This is a genomic window from Acidovorax sp. PRC11 (assembly GCF_031844105.1).
Lineage (GTDB): Bacteria > Pseudomonadota > Gammaproteobacteria > Burkholderiales > Burkholderiaceae_C > Paracidovorax.
On record NZ_JAUZUQ010000006.1, the window covers coordinates 58,916 to 77,296 of the forward strand.

The window sequence follows — 18,381 nt, forward strand, 5'->3', positions numbered from 1 at the left end:
CCATGACCCCCTCGCTTTCCCCGCAGCCCGAACGCCATGCCGACATCTTCATCGGCCACAGCGAGATGGCCCGCCGCATGCGCCAGCATGACTGGGAAGCCACGCCGCTCGGCCCGCCCGACCGCTGGCCCCAGGGCCTGAAGGCGGCGCTGCGCATCCTGCTGACCTCCCGCTTCGAGATGTGGGTCGGCTGGGGACCCGACATCGCGTTCTTCTACAACGACGCCTACCGGCCCACGCTGGGCGTCAAGCACCCGGAGGCCCTGGGGCGCCCCACGGCCCTGGTCTGGCGGGAGATCTGGGACGACGTGAAGGGCCGCATGCACGCGGTGTACGAGCGCGGCGAATCCACCTGGGACTCCTCGCTCATGCTGCTCATCGACCGGGCGGGCACGGGCACGCTGGAGGAGACCTACCACACGTTCTCCTACAGCCCGCTGCTGGACGACGACGGCAGCGTCAACGGGCTCTTCTGCGCGGTCTCCGAGGAAACCCGGCGCATCATCAGCGAGCGGCGGCTCGGCCTGCTGCACGAACTGGGCGCTGCCATGTCGCTCGGCGGCACGCGCCAGCAGGTGCTGGACGCCGCTTGCGCCACCGTCGCCCGCGCGCAGCACGACCTGCCCTTCTCGCTGATCTACCTCTACGATGCCCACGGCACGGCCCGGCTGGCCTGCAACGCGGGCATTCCCTCGGGCCACCGCCTGGCGCCGCGGGTGCTGCTGCCGGGCACGCCGCAGCCCTGGCAGCTCGAGCGGCTCGCCCGGGGCGAGCCCGCCTACGCCGTGCCGCTGGCGCCCGCGGCCGATACGCCCACGGGCGCATGGCAGGCGCCCCCGCACACCGCCTTCGTGGTGGCGCTGCCGCCCCAGGGCGACAGCCGTTCCGCAGGGTTCTTCGTGTGCGGCTGCAATCCGCACCGCCCCGGGGACGATGCGGAAATCCAGGCGTTCCTGCAACTGCTCGCGGGCCAGGTGGCGCCCGCCATCGCGCAGGCCGAGGCGCTCGAATCCCGCACGGCGGAGCGCGACCGGCTGCGCGACCTGTTCAGCAAGGCGCCCGGCTTCATGTGCGTCATGCACGGGCCCGAGCACGTTTTCGAATTCGTCAACGAGTCCTACCAGCAGCTCATCGGCCGCCAGGACCTGGAAGGCAAGACCGTGCTGGAGGCGATGCCCGAGCTGGAAGGCCAGGGCATCCGGGAACTGCTCGACGAGGTGTACCGCACCGGCCGGCCCTACATCGGCAAGAACCTCAAGGTCCAGCTGCGGCGCACCCCAGGCGGCCCGCTCACCGAGCACTATCTGAACTTCGTCTACCAGCCGACGCTGGACGGACAGGGCGCGGTGACCGGCATCTTCGCCGAGGGGCACGACGTGACCGACCAGCGTGTCGCCGAGGAAGAACTGCGCATGCTCAACCGCGAGCTGGAAAGCCGCGTGGCCGAGCGCACCCGCGACCTGGAGGACGCGCTGGCCCGCCTCACGGCCGAGTCGCGCGAGCGCGAGGCCGTGCAGGAAGCGCTGCGGCAGTCCCAGAAGATGGAGGCCGTGGGGCAGCTCACGGGCGGCCTGGCGCACGACTTCAACAACCTGCTCGCCACCATCAGCGGCAGCCTCGAACTGCTCAACCGGCGCGTGGCCCAGGGCCGCTTCGACGACCTCGCGCGCTACGTGACCGTCGGCCAGGGCGCGGCCCGCCGCGCCGCCTCGCTCACGCACCGCATGCTGGCGTTCTCGCGCCGCCAGACGCTCGACCCCAAGGCCACCGACGTGAACCGGCTGGTGCGCGGGATGGAGGAACTCATCCGCCGCACCATCGGTCCCGAGACGGAGCTGGAAGTCGTCAACGCCGTCGGCCTGTGGACCACCCACGTCGATCCGCACCAGCTCGAAAGCACCCTGCTCAACCTGTGCATCAACTCGCGCGACGCCATGCCCGGCGGCGGACGGCTCACCATCGAGACCGTCAATGCCTGGATGGACGAGCGCGCCGGCCGGGAGCGCGACCTGCCGCCGGGCCAATACGTGTCGCTCTGCGTGACCGACACCGGCGCGGGCATGACGCCCGAGATCATGGGACGGATCTTCGAGCCGTTCTTCACCACCAAGCCGATCGGCATGGGCACCGGCCTGGGCCTGTCGATGGTGTACGGCTTCGCCCGGCAGTCCGGCGGACAGGTGCGTGCCTATTCCGAGCCCGGCATGGGCACCACGATGTGCATCTACCTGCCGCGCCACGAAGCGCCGGCGGAGGATTCGGGCCTGCCCGCGACTCCGCCCGTGGAGCCCGGCGAAGGGTCGGGCGTGGTGCTGGTGGTGGACGACGAGCCGAGCGTGCGCTCCCTGGTGGTGGAAGTGCTGCACGAGATGGGCTACCAAACCCTGGAGGCCGGCGATGGCGCCGCCGCGCTGGAGGTGCTGCAGTCGCGCACCCACCTCGACCTGCTCATCACCGACGTGGGCCTGCCCGGCGGCATGAACGGGCGGCAGCTCGCCGACGGCGGCCGGCTCACACGGCCCGACCTGAAGATCCTCTTCATCACCGGCTATGCCGAAAATGCCGCCGTGGGCAACGGTCATCTGGAGCGCGGCATGCACGTGCTGACGAAACCGTTCACACTCGACGCCCTCGCCCACCGCGTGCGCAACCTCATCCAGCAGGGGTCGTGACACGGCTCCCGCGGGCGCCTTTCCTCCTCCCCTCCCTTGCTTCCACCCAGACGAACGCCAGCGATTCACCGTCGCCCTTCCCGCCATCCAGTGAGCACCCCGCACCCGATTCCCTCCGGCACCGGCCGCGCATTGCCGGCCGTTCCCGCCGCACGCACCGGCGGCCTGGCCGCGCTGCGGGAAGCGACGCGGGAGCAGCATGCCCGGCTCGACGCGGCCCTGCCGCTCGCGCGCGAAGGGGCAACGCTGCAGGACTACGTGCGGCATGCCCGCGCGCTGGCTGCATGGCTGCAGGCCCTCGGCCCGGTGATCTCGCCGATCGATGCCGGCCCGCATCCCTGGCGCCTGGACGATCCCGGCCGGTTGCAGGCCCTGCGCCTCGACCTCGAGGACGCAGCGGCCGCGGCCTGGCCGGCGGCGGGGGTGGAAACGGAGGAAGCCGCGGCCCGCGTGCTGGAGCGTTTCCCCGCGCGCGCGGCGGCGGTCGCCTGGGGCATGGCCTACGTGGTGGAGGGCTCGCAGCTCGGCGGGCAGTGGCTCCACCGGCGCCTCTCCGCCACGCTGGCGCCGCATCCGCTGCGCTACCTGCAGGGCAGCGGCGGCGAGACGGCCGCCCGCTGGAAGCATTTCCTCGCGCGGCTGGCCGATGCCTTGCAGGCGCCGGAGGACATCGCAGCCGCCTGCGCAGGTGCGCAGACCGCCTTCGACGCGCTGCGACGGCAGTACGATGTGCAGGAAGAAACGCCTGCATGATCCCCGAGCGGAACCCACTCCCAACCTCCTCGCCCGCAGACCGCGCTGCACCCCTCGCCCTCCTGACGGAGCCCCAGCCATGACCATGCCGCTCCACACCCAGGAATCCCCCGCCCCGACGCTGGACAACTGCGACCGCGAGCCGATCCACATCCCGGGCCGCATCCAGAGCCACGGCGCGCTGGTCGCGTTCGACATGGACGGGAAGGTGCGCTACGCCAGCGAGAACGTGGAAGAGCTGCTGGGCTGTCCGCTCTGGCCGGGCAGCGATCTGTCCACACTGCCCCAGCCTCCCTGCACCGCCATCGCCGACAAGGTGCGCGAGGGGCTGCAGGCCCTGCGCGGCGAAGCCGAGCTGCCCATGCCTGCCGAGATGGAAGCGAAAGGCCGGGTGTTCGACGTGGTGCTGCACATCAGCGGCAAGCTGCTGGTGGCCGAGTTCGAGCCCCGCCGGCACAGCCCGGCCGAGCTGGCGGTGTTCGCCGTGCAGGCGCACCGCGCGATGGAAAAGTTGCGCCGCCCCCGCGCCATCGACGAGCTGCTGCAGCTCGCCACCCAGGAGCTGCAGGCGCTCACCGGCTTCGACCGGATCATGGCCTACCGGTTCCGGCACGACAGCAGCGGCGACGTGGTGGCGGAGACCTGCGTGCCGGAACTCGATCCGTACCGCGGGCGCCGCTATCCCGCCAGCGACATTCCCGCGCAGGCGCGGCGGCTGTACGTGGCCAACACGCTGCGGCTCATCGCCGACGTGGGCGCCGCCACGGTCGCGCTGCTGCAGCAGACGGCGGAGCCGCTCGACATGAGCGCGAGCGTGCTGCGCAGCGTGTCGCCGATCCACATCGAATACCTCTCCAACATGGGGGTGGCGGCTTCGATGAGCGTCTCCATCGTCATCAACGGCCGGCTGTGGGGCCTGCTGGCCTGCCACCACATGCAGCCGCGGCAGGTGCCCTACAGCGTGCGCATGACCTGCGACGTGATCGCGCAGGTGCTGTCGTCGAACATCCAGAACTCGCTGCTCGCCGCCAACAACGGCCGCACCCAGTCGGCCGCCACCCTGCGCGCGCAGCTCATCCAGGACATCGTGCACTCCGACGACGAGTTCGCGGCGCTCTGCCGCTGCGCGCCGGAACTCGCTGCCAACCTCCACGCCGAAGCCGCGGTGGTGGCGGTGGGCGCCAAGCTGCAGCGCTTCGGCGACGTGTCGGAGCGGGCGGCCAAGGCCATCCTAGACTGGCTCGCCTCCGCGCGGGACGATATTCCCGCCGACCGGCTCTACCAGACCCATGCCATGCCGCTGCTGGAGCCCACCCTGGCCACCGATGCCGCGCCCTGGTGCGGCCTGCTGGCGCTGCCGTTCGACCGCGAGCGCGGCGGCTGGGTGCTCTTCCTGCGCCGGGAGCAGATCGAGACCATCCACTGGGGTGGCCGCCCAGAGAAGGAAGTGCGCCCCGGGCCGCTGGGCCCCCGGCTCACGCCGCGCGGCTCTTTCGACCTCTGGAAGGAAACCGTGCGCTCCACCGCCGAGGCGTGGGACGCGGTGGAACTCGACATTGCCGGCCAGGTACTCGACGAGATGCAACGCGCGCAGCATGCCCGTCACACCGAGCTCAACCGCACGCGCAACCAGCTGATGGCCGTGCTCGGCCACGACCTGCGCGATCCGCTGCATTCGATCAGCATGGCGGCCCGCGTGCTCGAGAAAGGCGGCGATGCCGACGGCCGCACCGGCCGCCTGGGCCAGCGCATCCAGTCCTCCAGCAGCCGCATGCAGCGGCTGGTGAGCCAGGTGATGGACATGTCGCGGCTGCAGAGCGGCCTGGGCATCGACCTGCAGCTCGCCGCCACGGACGTCGCGGCACTGCTGGCCGACCTCATCGACGAGGCCCGCACGGCCCATCCGGAAACCGACCTGCAGACCGAACTGCCGCCTTCGCTGGAAGCCGAGGTCGATGCCGACCGGATCGCCCAGGTGGTGGTGAACCTCATCAGCAACGCCCGCCACCACGGCCTGCCGGGCCATCCGGTGCGCATTGCCGCCGCAGCGCTGCCGGACGGCGGCGGCGTGGCGATCGTGGTGCGCAACGTGGCCGCGCCGATTCCCGACGCCGTGGCGAAGAATCTGTTCAGCCCGTTCAAGGCATCGTCGTCCGGCAACGCGCGCAACCGGTCCGGCATGGGCCTGGGTCTGTACATCGCCCACGAGATCGTCCGGGGCCACGGCGGCGACATCCGCTATGCCCATGAAGACGACCATGTGGTTTTCTCGGTACGACTGCCGCCCGCGGCGTCGGGCACAATCACCCGTTCCTGAATCCAGCCGGCCCCCGCGGCCGAGGCCCCGCGCCCCTTCATGCACGCAGAGATACTGATCGTCGACGACAACCACGAGGCTGCGGAACTGCTGCGGGATCTGCTGGAACTCAACGGGCACGGCGTTCGCATGGCATTCACGGGTGCAGAAGCGCTTGCCGCCATGCAGGCGCAGGCTGCGCCGCTGCTGCTCGTGGACCAGCATCTGCCGGACATGCTGGGCGCCGACCTCGTGCCGCAGCTCAAGCGCATCGCCCGCGACAGCGGTCTGTCCGCGTGCATCGCGATCGGCATCACGGGGGTAGGTGCGGCCGAACGCGCGTCGCTCGAGGGCTTCGACCACGTCCTGCCCAAGCCGATGAATTTCGACACGTTCGACGCCCTCATCGAGAGTTCACTGGCCACCCTGCGCGACGCCGGCGCGACGGGCGCCTGATCCTGCTCGGGCGCCGCCAGGCGCCTTTCGAGAACTCCGGCAGACCCTGCCGAGGGACCGTTACACCACGGTCCGGCACGGTACGGCGTCCGGAACCGATGCTGCCGCCGCGCACGTAGGCGCCCACTGACATCGCGTCGTCGGAACTTCCTGCAACGCCTTGTTGCGCCGCAACAGAACATGCACGGGTATTCCCTGCCATGTCGCATCCCGCCTCCACCGCCCCGCATCCGGCCCGCCTTCCACGGCGAACCCGGTCGCGCGCGCAAGGAAGCCGGACGGTGGCGGCAGCACCAGTTTTCGCGCCCTTCCACGTCTGACTTCACGGGAGTCCCACATGTCCAGCACCAAGAACGTTCTCGCCATCGTCATGGCCGGCGGCGAAGGCTCGCGCCTGCACCCGCTCACGGCCGAGCGCTGCAAGCCCGCCGTCCCCTTCAACGGCAAGCACCGCATCGTCGATTTCGTGCTCTCGAACCTCGTGAACTCCGAGATCTACTCGATCTACCTGCTCGTGCAGTACAAGTCGCAGTCGCTCATCGAGCACATCCGCCAGTCGTGGACGATGACGCGTTTCATCCCCCAGCACTTCGTCACCGTCGTGCCGCCGCAGATGAACAACGGCCCGGAATGGTTCCAGGGCACGGCCGACTCGGTCTACCAGAACATCCACCTGATCGAGACGTTCAAGCCCGACATCGTGGCCGTGTTCGGCGCCGACCACATCTACCGCATGGACGTGCGCCAGATGATCGACTTCCATACGAAGAACGATGCGCACGTCAGCGTGGCGACGCTGCCGGTGAAGCTCGCCGACTGCAACCAGTTCGGCATCGTGGAGACGGACGACAGCCACCGCATCGTCGACTTCGTCGAGAAGCCGCAGACGCCGCCGCGCCCCATGCCCGGCAGCTCCACCCATGCGCTGGCCTCGATGGGCAACTACCTGTTCAACGCCGACGTGCTGCTGGATGCCCTGCGCGAAGCCCATGAAACCGGCCACAGCGATTTCGGCAAGCACATCCTGCCGGCCATGCTCAAGTCGCACCGCCTGATGGCCTACGACTTCGACACCAACACCATCCCCGGCACCGAGCCCTACGAAGAGCACGGCTACTGGCGCGACGTGGGCACCATCGACGCCTACTACCAGGCCCACTTCGACACGCTGGGCGCCACGCCGCGCTTCCGCATGACCAACAGCCGCTGGCCCATCTACGCCAGCCCCGACCAGGCCGAATCGGCCCAGATCGAGAACGGCGTGATCCACCGCTCGGTGGTGGGCTCGGGCAGCATCGTGGACGGTGCCTCGCTGGACAACGCGATGCTGCGCCGCTCGGTGGTCGTCGAGCGCGATGCGCGCCTCGAACACTGCATCATCATGGAACGCTCGCGCATCGGCCGCGGCGCCCAGGTGCGCCGCGCGATCATCGACCAGGACAACGACATCCCTGCGCACGAGCGCATCGGCTTCGACCTGGAGGCCGACCGCAAGCGCTTCCACGTGACCGAAAGCGGCATCGTCGTCGTGCCCCGCCAGTTCTTCAAGGCCCAGGGCCTGCAGTCGACCACCGCCAGCATCGGCCGCGCACGGCCTGCGGCCCCCGCCGCGACCGAAGGCTCCGGCCTGAAGAAGGTGGCCGCATGAAGGCTGGCGACGCCGCTCCCTCCATGACGCCGCGCCGCCCCCGCGCAGCCCGCTACACGGTAGAGCAGGGCCGGGCCCTGCCCCTCGGCGCCACGGCCGACCGTCTCGGCGTGAACTTCGCCGTGCACGCACCCGGCGCGGAGAAGGTCGAGATCTGCCTGTACTCCGACGGTGAGAACGAGTCCGGCCGCGTCGCGCTGCCCGGCTTCACCGCCGGCACCTGGCACGGACACATCAAGAACATCAAGCCCGGGCAGCGTTACGGCCTGCGCGTGCACGGCCCCTACGACCCGTCGAAGGGCCAGCGCTTCAACCCCGCCAAGCTGCTCATCGATCCGTACGCGCGGGCGCTCGACCGCCCCGTGATGGGCGCGGACGACCAGTTCGGCTACGAGCTCGGCCACGAGGACGAGGACCACGCCATCAGCGGCGTCGACAACGGCGCCACCGCGCCCAAGTCCATCGTGGTGCGCTCCCGCTTCGACTGGGACGACGATGCGCATCCGCGCGTGCCGCCCGCCGAGACCGTGTTCTACGAGATGCATGTCAAGGGCTTCACGCAGACGCTGGAGGGCGTGCCCGAGCACCTGCGCGGCACCTATGCCGGTCTGGGATCGGAAGCCGCCGTGGGCTACCTCAAGCAGCTCGGCGTGACCAGCATCGAGCTGCTGCCGGTGCAGGCCTTCGTGGACGACAAGCGGCTCGTGGACGCGGGCCTCGCCAACTACTGGGGCTACAACACGATCGCGTTCTTCGCGCCAGAGCCCCGCTACGCCGCGAACCGCGCCGACGGCGGCACGGACGAATTCAAGGCGATGGTCCGCGCGCTGCACGCCGCCGACATCGAGGTGATCCTGGACGTGGTCTACAACCACACGGCCGAAGGCAACCACCTGGGCCCCACGCTGAGCCTCAAGGGCATCGACAACGGCGCCTACTACCGTCTGTCGCCCGAGGACACGCGCTTCTACGTCGACTACACCGGCACCGGCAACACCGTGGACACCAGCAGCCCGGCCGCCCTGCGGCTGGTGATGGACAGCCTGCGCTACTGGGTCACCGAAATGCACGTCGACGGCTTCCGGTTCGACCTGGCCTGCTCGCTCGGCCGCGACGTCTCGGGGGCCTTCACGCACCGTGCCGCCTTCTTCGCGGCCGTGGCGCAGGACCCGGTGCTCTCTCGCGTCAAGCTGATCGCCGAGCCGTGGGACCTGGGGCCGGACGGCTACCAGGTGGGCGGCTTCCCCGACGGCTGGATGGAGTGGAACGGCCGCTACCGCGACGTGGTGCGCGACTACTGGCGCGGCACCGACGGCAGCCTGCCCGGCTTCGCGGCCTGCCTCTGCGGCAGCGCGGACCTGCTGGAACACCGCCGCCGCCCAGCGACCGACAGCGTGAACATCGTCACCGTGCACGACGGCTTCACCCTGGCCGACCTCGTGAGCTACAACGAAAAGCACAACGAGGCCAACCAGGAAGACAGCCGCGACGGCGAGAACCACAACCGCAGCTGGAACTGCGGCGCCGAAGGCGAGACCGACGATGCCGGCGTGCTGGAGCTGCGCGGCCGCCAGATGCGCAACTTCCTCGCCACGCTGTTCGTCTCGCACGGCACGCCGCTGCTGCTGGGCGGCGACGAGCATGCGCGCACCCAGAACGGCAACAACAACGGCTATTGCCAGGACAGCCCGCTCTCGTGGTACGACTGGGAGCATGCGGGCCGCAACGAGGCGCAGCGCCGCTTCACCGAGGCGCTGATCGCCCTGCGCGCGGAGCTGCCGGCGCTGCGCACCGCCACCGCGAGCAGCGGCCGCGCCGATTGCGTCGGCGTGCACTGGCACAGCGTCTGGGGACTGCCGATGACTCCCGAGGAATGGGACGACCCGCAATCGCGCTGCGTCGCCGCCCTCATGGAGACCGATGCCGGCCACGGTGCCGCCGTGGTGCTGTTCAACGCGAGCGGCGAGGACGCCACCTTCACGCTGCCCGAGGAAGACCAGCCCCGCACCTGGACCGTGCGCGTGGACACCCGCACGGCCGAAGTCCCTCCGCCGGACGCGCAGCCCGTGGAACCCGGCACGCAGTACGTGCTGCCCGCGCACTCGATGGCCATCCTCACCGCCACTTCCCACACCGCCCATCCATGACCTACCGGCACGACATGCCGATCGGCGCCCGCCTCCTGCCTGAAGGCGGCGTCCGGTTCACCCTCTGGGCACCGGCCGCCGAGCGGCTCGCCCTCCACTACCGGACCGGCCCCGGCACCGGGACCGCCCGGGCCGACGCCCGGCCCACGCGGGACGGTTACTGGGAGGTGGTCGTGCCGGAGGCGGACGCGGAAACGCTCTACCAGTGGCAGGCGGACGACGGCCCGCTGGTGCCCGACCCGGCCTCGCGCAGCAACCCGGACGGCCCGCACGGCCCGAGCCGGGTGACCGACCCGGAGGCTTTCGACTGGCAGGCGAAGGATTGGGCGGGGCGCCCCTGGAAGGATGTGGTGCTCTACGAACTGCATGTGGGCACCTTCACGCCCGAGGGCACTTTCGCGGCAGCGGCGGAGCGCCTGCAGTGGCTGGCGGACCAGGGCTTCACCGCGGTCGAGCTGATGCCGGTCGCCACCTTCGGCGGCCACCACGGCTGGGGCTACGACGGCGTGCTGCCGTTCGCGCCCCACCCCGCCTACGGCACGCCCGACGACATGAAACGGCTCATCGACCGGGCGCATGCGCTCGGGCTGATGGTGTTCCTCGACGTGGTCTACAACCACTTCGGTCCGGACGGCAACTACCTCGGCAGCTACGCGCCGGGCTTCTTCTCCGAGACGCACCACAGCCCGTGGGGCGCGGCCATCAACTTCGACGGCGACGGCAGCGGGCCGGTGCGCGAGTTCTTCATCCAGAACGCGGTCTACTGGGTGCAGGAATTCCGCATCGACGGGCTGCGGCTGGATGCCGTGCACGCCATCATCGACGACGGCACGCCCCACGTGCTGGAAGACATCGCCTCGCGCGTGCGCGAGGCCGCCGCGGGCCGCCACGTACACCTGGTTCTGGAGAACGAGAAGAACGAGGGCGAGCGCCTGGCCCCGGGCCCGCAGGCAGCGCGCTACGACGCGCAGTGGAACGACGAATTCCACCACGTGCTGCACGTGAGCCTCACCGGTGAGCGCCAGGGCTACTACGCCGACTACGCCCACGCGCCGTTCGACGGCCTGGCCCACAGCCTCGCGGGCGGCTACGTGTTCGCCCATTCCGAGCGCGACGGCGAAGGCCACCGCACCGAGCGCACGCCGGCCGCCGCCCAGCCGCTGGCCACGATGGTCAACTTCTTCGGCAACCACGACCAGGTCGGCAACCGCGCCTTCGGCGAACGGCTCGGGCATCTGGTGCCGTCGCCCGCCGCCGGACTGGCGATGCTCGCCACGCTGCTCACGCCGGCGATACCGCTCGTCTTCATGGGCGACGAATTCGGGGCGGAGACGCCCTTCCTCTACTTCGCCGACTGGACGGGCGAGCTGCGCGAGGCCGTGCGCGCCGGCCGGCAGCGCGAATTCCGCCTGGAAGCCGGCTCCGGCCGGGAGCTGCCCGACCCCTGCGATGCCGCCACGTTCGAGCGCAGCCGCCTGGACTGGGCGCAGGCCGACTCCCCCGCGGGGCGCGAACGCCTGGCCCTGCTGCGAGCGGCGCTGGCCGCCCGGCGTGAATGGATCACCCCTCGCCTGGAGCGACTGCGCACGGGCGGGCACAGCGCCCGGCGCGTCGGTGCCACGGGACTGCAGGCCGGATGGGCCTATGACGATGGAGCACGGCTCGTGATGCAGATGAACCTGGGCAGTGAGGCCGTTACGGCGCCAGAGACCGATGATTCCGGCTCGGCCCCGGAAGGAATTGCGGTGTTCGATCACCGCTGGCAGGACGGCGGCGCCTGGGCGCCCTGGTCCGCCCGCTGGACCCTGTACGGAGTGACCGCATGAACGCCCCCCACGACACCATCGGCCAGGGCGACCTGCACCACCGCGCCGGCCTGGCCGGCATCGCGCTGAACTACGCCAGCTTCTGGGGCGAGAACCGCGACGTGCCGCCCGAAGTCCTGGAGCGCGCGCTCGCCGCCATGGGCCCGCACGCCGACGCCTCCGCCCTGCCGCCGCCCGTCCTCGTCGAGGAAGGACAACCGGCCACGGTGGACTGGACCGCTTCCGCCGCCTGGCGGCTCGTCACCAGCGAAGTCGAGGCCGAAACCACCGTGTGCGAAGGCCGGGGCCCGGTGGCCCGGCTGCCGGCCGACCTGCCGGCCGGCTACTACCGCCTCGTCGCGGCGGATGCGGACACGGGCACCACGGCGCTCGCCGGCACGGGCGCGGGTGCTGCTCCCGAGCGCTTCGTCATCGTCGCGCCCGCCCAGTGCTGGTCACCCGAGCCGCTGCGGCACGGCGAGCGCTGGTGGGGCCTGTGCGTGCAGCTGTATTCGCTGCGCTCCGAACGCAACTGGGGCATCGGCGATTTCACCGATCTGTCCGAACTCGTGGCCACCGCGGCCGCGCAGGGTGCCGCCTTCATCGGCCTGAGCCCGCTGCACGCCCTCCGCATGGACCGGGCCGACCTCGCCAGCCCCTACAGCCCCTCCAGCCGGCTCGCGCTCAATCCGCTGTTCATCGACGTGACGGCGATGCCCGAATTCCTGCGCAGCGCGCCCGCGCAGGCACTGTACGCGGACGGTGCCTTCCAGCAGCGCCTGGAGGCGCTGCGCGGCGCGGAGGCCGTGCAGTACGCCGACGTCGCCGCCGCCAAGGAGGAGATGCTCGCCCTGCTTTGGGAAGAATTCCGCCAGGGCGACTGGAAAACGCTCAGCCCGCGCGGCGTCGCCTTCCAGGCCTTCCTGCAGGAGCACGACGCCACCCTGGGCCAGCACGCACTGTACGAGGCGCTGCAGCGACACCTCTCGCGCGGAGCGCCCGACGTCTGGGGCTGGCCCGCCTGGCCCGAGGCCCTGCGCGACCCGCGGGGCGCGGAAGTGCAGGCCTTCGCCCACGACCATGCCGAAGCGGTGGCCTACCACATGTGGCTGCAGTGGACGGCCCGCACCCAACTGGACCAGGCCGGCGAGCGCGCACGTGCCCTCATGCCCGTGGGCCTCTACTGCGACCTGGCGGTGGGTGCGAGCGATGGCGGTTCGGAGACCTGGACGCTGCAGGACCTGTACGCGCGCGGCATGAACGTCGGCGCACCGCCCGATCCGCTCAACACCCAGGGCCAGGACTGGGGCCTGCCCCCGCTCAATCCCGTGGCCCTGTCCGCCGCCCGCTTCATGCCGATCCGCCGCCTGCTGCACGCCGTGATGCATCCCGCGGGCGCGCTGCGCATGGACCACGTGATGGCGCTCATGCGGCTCTTCTGGATCCACAACGGTGCCGGCACCTACGTGGCCTATCCGCTGGAAGCCCTGCTCGCGGTGCTTGCCATCGAAAGCCACCGCCACCGCTGCCTCGTGATCGGCGAAGACCTCGGCAACGTCGCGCCGCGGATGCGCGAGGCGATGGCACAGCGCGCCGTGCTGTCGTACCGCCCGCTGATCTTCGAACGCCTGGACGGCGGCGCCTTCCGCCCGCCCGCGCAATGGCCCGCCCAGGCCCTGGCCGTGGTGAGCACGCACGACCTGCCCACCCTGCGCGGCTACTGGAGCGGCGAGGACATCGAGGTGCAGAAGCGCCTCGGCTGGCTGCCGGATTCCGAAGCGCATGCGCGCAGCCTGATCGAACGGGCGCAGGACCGCGTGCGGCTGCTGATGGCGCTGCAGGAAGAAGGCCTGCTGCCCGAGGGCGCCACGGTCGATGCCCAGTCGGTGCCCGAGGCCACGCCGGAATTCATCGCCGCGGTGCACGGCTACCTTGCGCGCACGCCCTGCTGGCTCGCCGCCGTGCAGATCGAAGACGCCATCGGCCAGCTCGAACAGGTGAACGTGCCCGGCACCACCGAGGACATGCAGCCCAACTGGCGCCGGCGCCTGGCCGTGCCGCTGGACCGGCTCGCCACGCATCCCTGCTTCGCCGCCGTGGCCGCGGCCATGCGCGCGCAGCGCGGCCGTCCCGCCTTCCAGGCCGAGGCCGAGGCGCTGCCCGCGCTCGACACCGCCGACGTGCCGCTCGCCACCTACCGCGTGCAGTTCCACAAGGACAACACCTTCGAGGCGATGACCCGCGCCGTGCCCTACCTGCACGCCCTGGGCATCAGCCACCTCTACAGCTCGCCCTACCTCAAGGCCGCGCCGGGCAGCACGCACGGCTACAACGTCGTCGATCCCACCCGGCTCAACCCCGAGATCGGCGACGAAGCGAGCCATGCCGCCCTGTGCGATGCGCTGAAGGAGCGCGGTCTCGGCCAGTTGCTGGACATCGTTCCCAACCACATGGGCGTGCTGGACGCACCCAACCCCTGGTGGGACGACGTGATGGAGCATGGACGCGCCTCCGCCTATGCGGGCTTCTTCGACATCGAATGGGAACCCGCCACCGCCAACCTCCAGGGCCGGGTGCTGCTGCCCATGCTGGGCGGCCAGTACGGCCAGGTGCTGGAGGCGGGCGAGTTGCGCCTGGATTTCGATGCCGAGGCCGGCAAGTTCTTCGTCCGCTACTGGGACCACCGCCTGCCCGTCGATCCGCGGCACTATGCGCGCATCTTCGGGGCCGTGCCGGCACCCGCCACCGGCGCCGAGTCGGACGGCGACAGCGCGCTGCAGGTGCAGTCGCTGGTCGACGCCTTCGGGCGCCTGCCCGACCGCGACACTCCCGACGACGCCGAGCGTGCGATGCGCATGCGCGACGCCCCGCTGCACCAGCGCCGGCTGGCGGAACTCGCCGCGGCCCATGCCTGGGTGCGCCAGTGGATCGACGCCTGCCTGCAGCACTGGAACGGCCGCAAGGAAGAGCCCGCGAGCCTGGATGCGCTCGACGCGCTGCTGCGCGACCAGCCCTACCGCCTCGCCGATTGGCGGGTGGCCGGCGACGACATCAACTACCGCCGGTTCTTCGACGTGAACTCGCTCGCGGCACTGCGCATGGAGGAGCCCAGCGTGTTCGAGGCCGCGCATGCCTGCATCTTCCGCTGGCTGGCGGAAGGCCGCATCACCGGCCTGCGCATCGACCACCCGGACGGCCTCGCGCATCCCGCGCAGTACTTCGACCGTCTGCAGCGCCGCTACGCCGCGCTCGCCCGCGCTGCCGGCCGCGAGCCGACTGCCCTCTACCTGGTGGTGGAGAAGATCCTCGCCGACCATGAACCGCTGCCCGCCGAATGGCCGGTGCACGGCGCGACGGGCTACCGCTTCAGCAGCCTGGTGAACGGCCTGTTCGTGGATGCCGCGTCGCAATCGGCCTTCGACGATGCCTACACCAGCTTCACCGGCGACACCAAGGACTTCGAGGAAGCCGTCTACGAGTGCAAGAAGCACATCATCGGGACCTCCCTCTACAGCGACCTGGGCTGGCTGGCGGACACGCTCTACCGCATCGCCCAGGCCGACCGGCGGACCTTCGACTTCACGCGCAACCAGCTGCGCAACGCACTCACGGAAGTGGCGGCGGTGTTCCCGGTCTACCGCACCTACCTCGTGCCGGACGGCACGCCCGCGAGCGATGCGGACCGGCGCCACGTGCAATGGGCCGTCGCGGCCGCCCGGCGCCGCATGGGCACCAGCGAAGGCGGCGTGCTCGCCTTCCTGCAGGGCGTGCTGCTCGGCGACGAGGGCCTAGTGCCCGAGCTGCGCGCCCGCTTCCTGCGGCGCTGGCAGCAGTTCACCTCGCCCGTCATGGCCAAGTCGCTGGAGGACACCGTCTTCTACCGCTACGTGCGCCTGGTCTCGCTGAACGACGTGGGCTCCGAGCCTCGCCGCTTCGGCCTCACCGCTTCCGCGTTCCACCAGGCCAACCTGCAGCGGGCGCGTTACCGTCCGCACAACCTGCTCGCCACCTCCACGCACGACAGCAAGCGCTCGGAAGACCTGCGCGCGCGCCTCAACGTGCTCTCGGAAATCCCGGCGCTGTGGGAAGACACCGCCCTGCAATTGCGGGAGCTCGGCGAGCGCTTCGCCTCCGAAGTGGACGGCGACACGGCACCGCGCGCGCACGACCTGTGGGCGCTCTACCAGGCGCTCGTCGGCATCTGGCCCACGCACGAAACCCAGCCCTCCGAACGCCAGGAGCTGCGCGAACGCATCCAGCAGTACATGGTCAAGGCCATGCGCGAGGCCAAGCAGCAGACCAACTGGCTCTTCCCCAACGAGGTCTACGAGAACGCGGTCGCGCGCTACATCGACGGCGCGCTGTCCACCGAACGGTTCGTGCGCGAGCTGGAGCGCTTCGTGCAATCCATCGCGCCCTACGGCTACCGCAACAGCCTCTGCCAGCTCGCGCTGAAGCTCACCGTGCCCGGAGTGCCCGACATCTACCAGGGCTGCGAGCAGTGGAACTTCAGTCTCGTGGACCCGGACAACCGCCGCCCCGTGGACTTCCCCGCGCTCGCGCAGGCGCTGGAAGGCCTGCAGACGCTCTACCAGAACGGCCATCCGTCGCAGGCGGACTGGCAGCGCCTGCTGGGCCCGGTGCCGTCGCCGGACGCGAAGCAGCTCGTCACCTGGCGCCTGCTGCGGTTGCGGCAGGCCCTGCCGGACCTGTTCTTCCAGTCGACCTACCTGCCGCTCGCACTGGAAGGCCCGAGCGCGGAGCATGCCTTCGCCTTCGCGCGCATCCGCGACGGCCGCGCCATCGTCGTGGTGTGCTCGCGGCTGCCCTACGGCCTCGCCGCCGTGGGCTGGCGCGGCACCCGGCTGGCGCTGGCCTCCGCCCATCCCCAGCTCGCGAAGACCGCGCAGTGGGAAGACTGGATGACCGGCCGCCGCCTGGGTGCGGACACCGGCGAGGGCTGGGATCTCGACGACGTGCTCAGCGAAGTGCTGCCGGACCGCCCCACGCTGCCGTTCGCGGTGCTGGTGGGCGCAGAATCCGCGGCATGAAGGTTCTTTTCGCCACTTCCGAATGCGCCCCGCTGGTCAAGACCGGGGGCCTGGGCGACGTCAGCGCGGCGCTGCCGCCCGCCATCGCCGCGCTGGGCCACGAGGTCATGCTGCTCATGCCCGCCTATGCCGACATGCCGCTGCAGGGCCGCATCACCGGCTGGTTCCCCGTGCCGGCCGAGGGCCCCTGGCCCGCCGCGCAACTGCTGCGCGTGGACCGCGGCGAGGGCGTGCCCCTGCTCCTGCTGGCCTGCCCGCAGCTCTACGCCCGCTCCGGCCCGCCGTATGCGGACGCAGCCGGCGTGGAACATCCCGACAACGCCCTGCGCTTCGGCCTGCTGAGCCGCGTCGCCGCGCTCATCGGCACGCCCCGGTCCCCCTGCGGATGGACGGCGGACATCGTGCATGCGAACGACTGGCCCACGGCACTCGCGCCGCTCTATCTGCGGCAATGGCGCGATGCCGCCGGCGCGGCGGACCGAAGCCGCATCGCCGCCAGCATGGTCACCGTCCACAACCTCGCCTTCCAGGGCGTCGTGCCGATGGACTGGGCCAGCCGCCTCGGCATCGGCGGCGCCTATCTGGGTGTGCATGACGGCGCCGAATTCTGGGGCAAGCTCTCCATGATGAAGGCCGGGCTGCAGTTCGCCGATGCGATCACCACCGTCAGCCCGACCTACGCCCGCGAGATCCAGACCCCCGAACTGGGCTTCGGGCTCGACGGCGTGCTGCGCACCCGTGCCGATCGCCTGCAGGGCATCCTGAACGGCATCGATACGGACATCTGGAACCCGCTGCGCGATCCGCTGATCGAGGCCCCCTTCTCCGCCGACCGGCTGGCCGGCAAGGCGGCCTGCAAGGCGGCCCTGCGCCGCACGCTCGGACTGGCCGAGGACGACAAGCGCATGCTGTTCGGCCTGGTGGGCCGCTTCACGGAGCAGAAAGGCATCGACTGGGTCATCGCCGGGGCGGAGCGCCTGGTGTGTCAGGGCGGGCAGCTCGCGATCCTCGGCAGCGGCGACCGGGCCCTGGAGACCGCGCTGCGTGCGCTCGCGCAGAAGCATCCCCAGCACGTGCGCGTGACGGTCGGATTCGACGAAGCGCTGGCCCACCAGATCGAAGCGGGCAGCGACAGCTTCCTCATGCCCTCGCGCTTCGAGCCCTGCGGCCTCAACCAGATGTACAGCCAGGCCTACGGCACACCGCCCGTGGTCACACCCACCGGCGGGCTCGCGGATTCGGTCACCGACGCCGCGGCGCCGGGCGGCGGAGGCACCGGGTTCGTGATGCAGGGCGGCAGCCAGGCGGCTTTCGACGAGGCGGTGGCCCGCGCACTGGCCTGCTGGAAGGATACGCCGGACACCTGGCGCCGCCTGCAGCGCAACGGCATGCAGCGCGATTTCGGCTGGCCGGCGTCCGCGCGCGCCTATGTGCGGGCGTACACCGGAATCCTGCCCGGGGCGGATGCGGACCCGCAAGGGGCTCCTGCGTTGTCCTACAAAGCCGGTACTGCCGCGGCGGAATACTGAGCCCCACGCCATCCCGCCCCGGGC

Annotated in this window: 9 protein-coding genes; all 9 read left to right on the top strand. The window is 70.8% G+C overall.

The window, feature by feature from the left end:
- Positions 1-2 precede the first annotated feature (2 nt).
- The 9 genes from Q9R47_RS08625 to glgA all read left to right on the top strand — a co-directional run bounded on the left by Q9R47_RS08625 (position 3) and on the right by glgA (position 18,357).
- Positions 3-2,672 carry an ATP-binding protein gene (locus Q9R47_RS08625; RefSeq protein ID WP_311232796.1) on the top strand — a complete coding sequence of 890 codons (2,670 nt, stop codon included), beginning with the start codon at positions 3-5 and terminating at the stop codon, positions 2,670-2,672.
- Between the two features lie 90 nt (positions 2,673-2,762).
- Positions 2,763-3,425 (top strand): biliverdin-producing heme oxygenase, encoded by a 663-nt coding sequence (locus Q9R47_RS08630; RefSeq protein ID WP_311232797.1) that lies wholly within the window; start codon positions 2,763-2,765, stop codon positions 3,423-3,425.
- 79 nt (positions 3,426-3,504) lie between these two features.
- Positions 3,505-5,742, top strand: coding sequence for an ATP-binding protein (locus tag Q9R47_RS08635; RefSeq protein ID WP_311232798.1), 2,238 nt, complete (start codon positions 3,505-3,507; stop codon positions 5,740-5,742).
- Positions 5,743-5,781: 39 nt separating this feature from the next.
- On the top strand, positions 5,782-6,177 hold the full coding sequence (locus tag Q9R47_RS08640) for a response regulator (protein WP_311232799.1): 396 nt from the start codon (positions 5,782-5,784) through the stop codon (positions 6,175-6,177).
- A gap of 337 nt (positions 6,178-6,514) precedes the next feature.
- Positions 6,515-7,825: a glucose-1-phosphate adenylyltransferase gene (locus Q9R47_RS08645; RefSeq protein ID WP_311232800.1), complete on the top strand. Its 1,311-nt coding sequence runs from the start codon at positions 6,515-6,517 to the stop codon at positions 7,823-7,825.
- Positions 7,822-9,972, top strand: a complete 2,151-nt coding sequence (gene glgX / locus Q9R47_RS08650; protein ID WP_311232801.1) for a glycogen debranching protein GlgX — start codon at positions 7,822-7,824, stop codon at positions 9,970-9,972. The genes Q9R47_RS08645 and glgX overlap by 4 nt, the downstream gene beginning before the upstream one ends.
- Positions 9,969-11,798, top strand: coding sequence for a malto-oligosyltrehalose trehalohydrolase (treZ, locus tag Q9R47_RS08655; RefSeq protein WP_311232802.1), 1,830 nt, complete (start codon positions 9,969-9,971; stop codon positions 11,796-11,798). Before glgX ends, treZ begins: the two co-directional genes overlap by 4 nt.
- Positions 11,795-16,828 (top strand): malto-oligosyltrehalose synthase, encoded by a 5,034-nt coding sequence (locus tag Q9R47_RS08660; protein ID WP_311232803.1) that lies wholly within the window; start codon positions 11,795-11,797, stop codon positions 16,826-16,828. Before treZ ends, Q9R47_RS08660 begins: the two co-directional genes overlap by 4 nt.
- Positions 16,825-18,357: a glycogen synthase GlgA gene (glgA, locus tag Q9R47_RS08665; protein ID WP_311232804.1), complete on the top strand. Its 1,533-nt coding sequence runs from the start codon at positions 16,825-16,827 to the stop codon at positions 18,355-18,357. The genes Q9R47_RS08660 and glgA overlap by 4 nt, the downstream gene beginning before the upstream one ends.
- Positions 18,358-18,381: the final 24 nt, after the last annotated feature.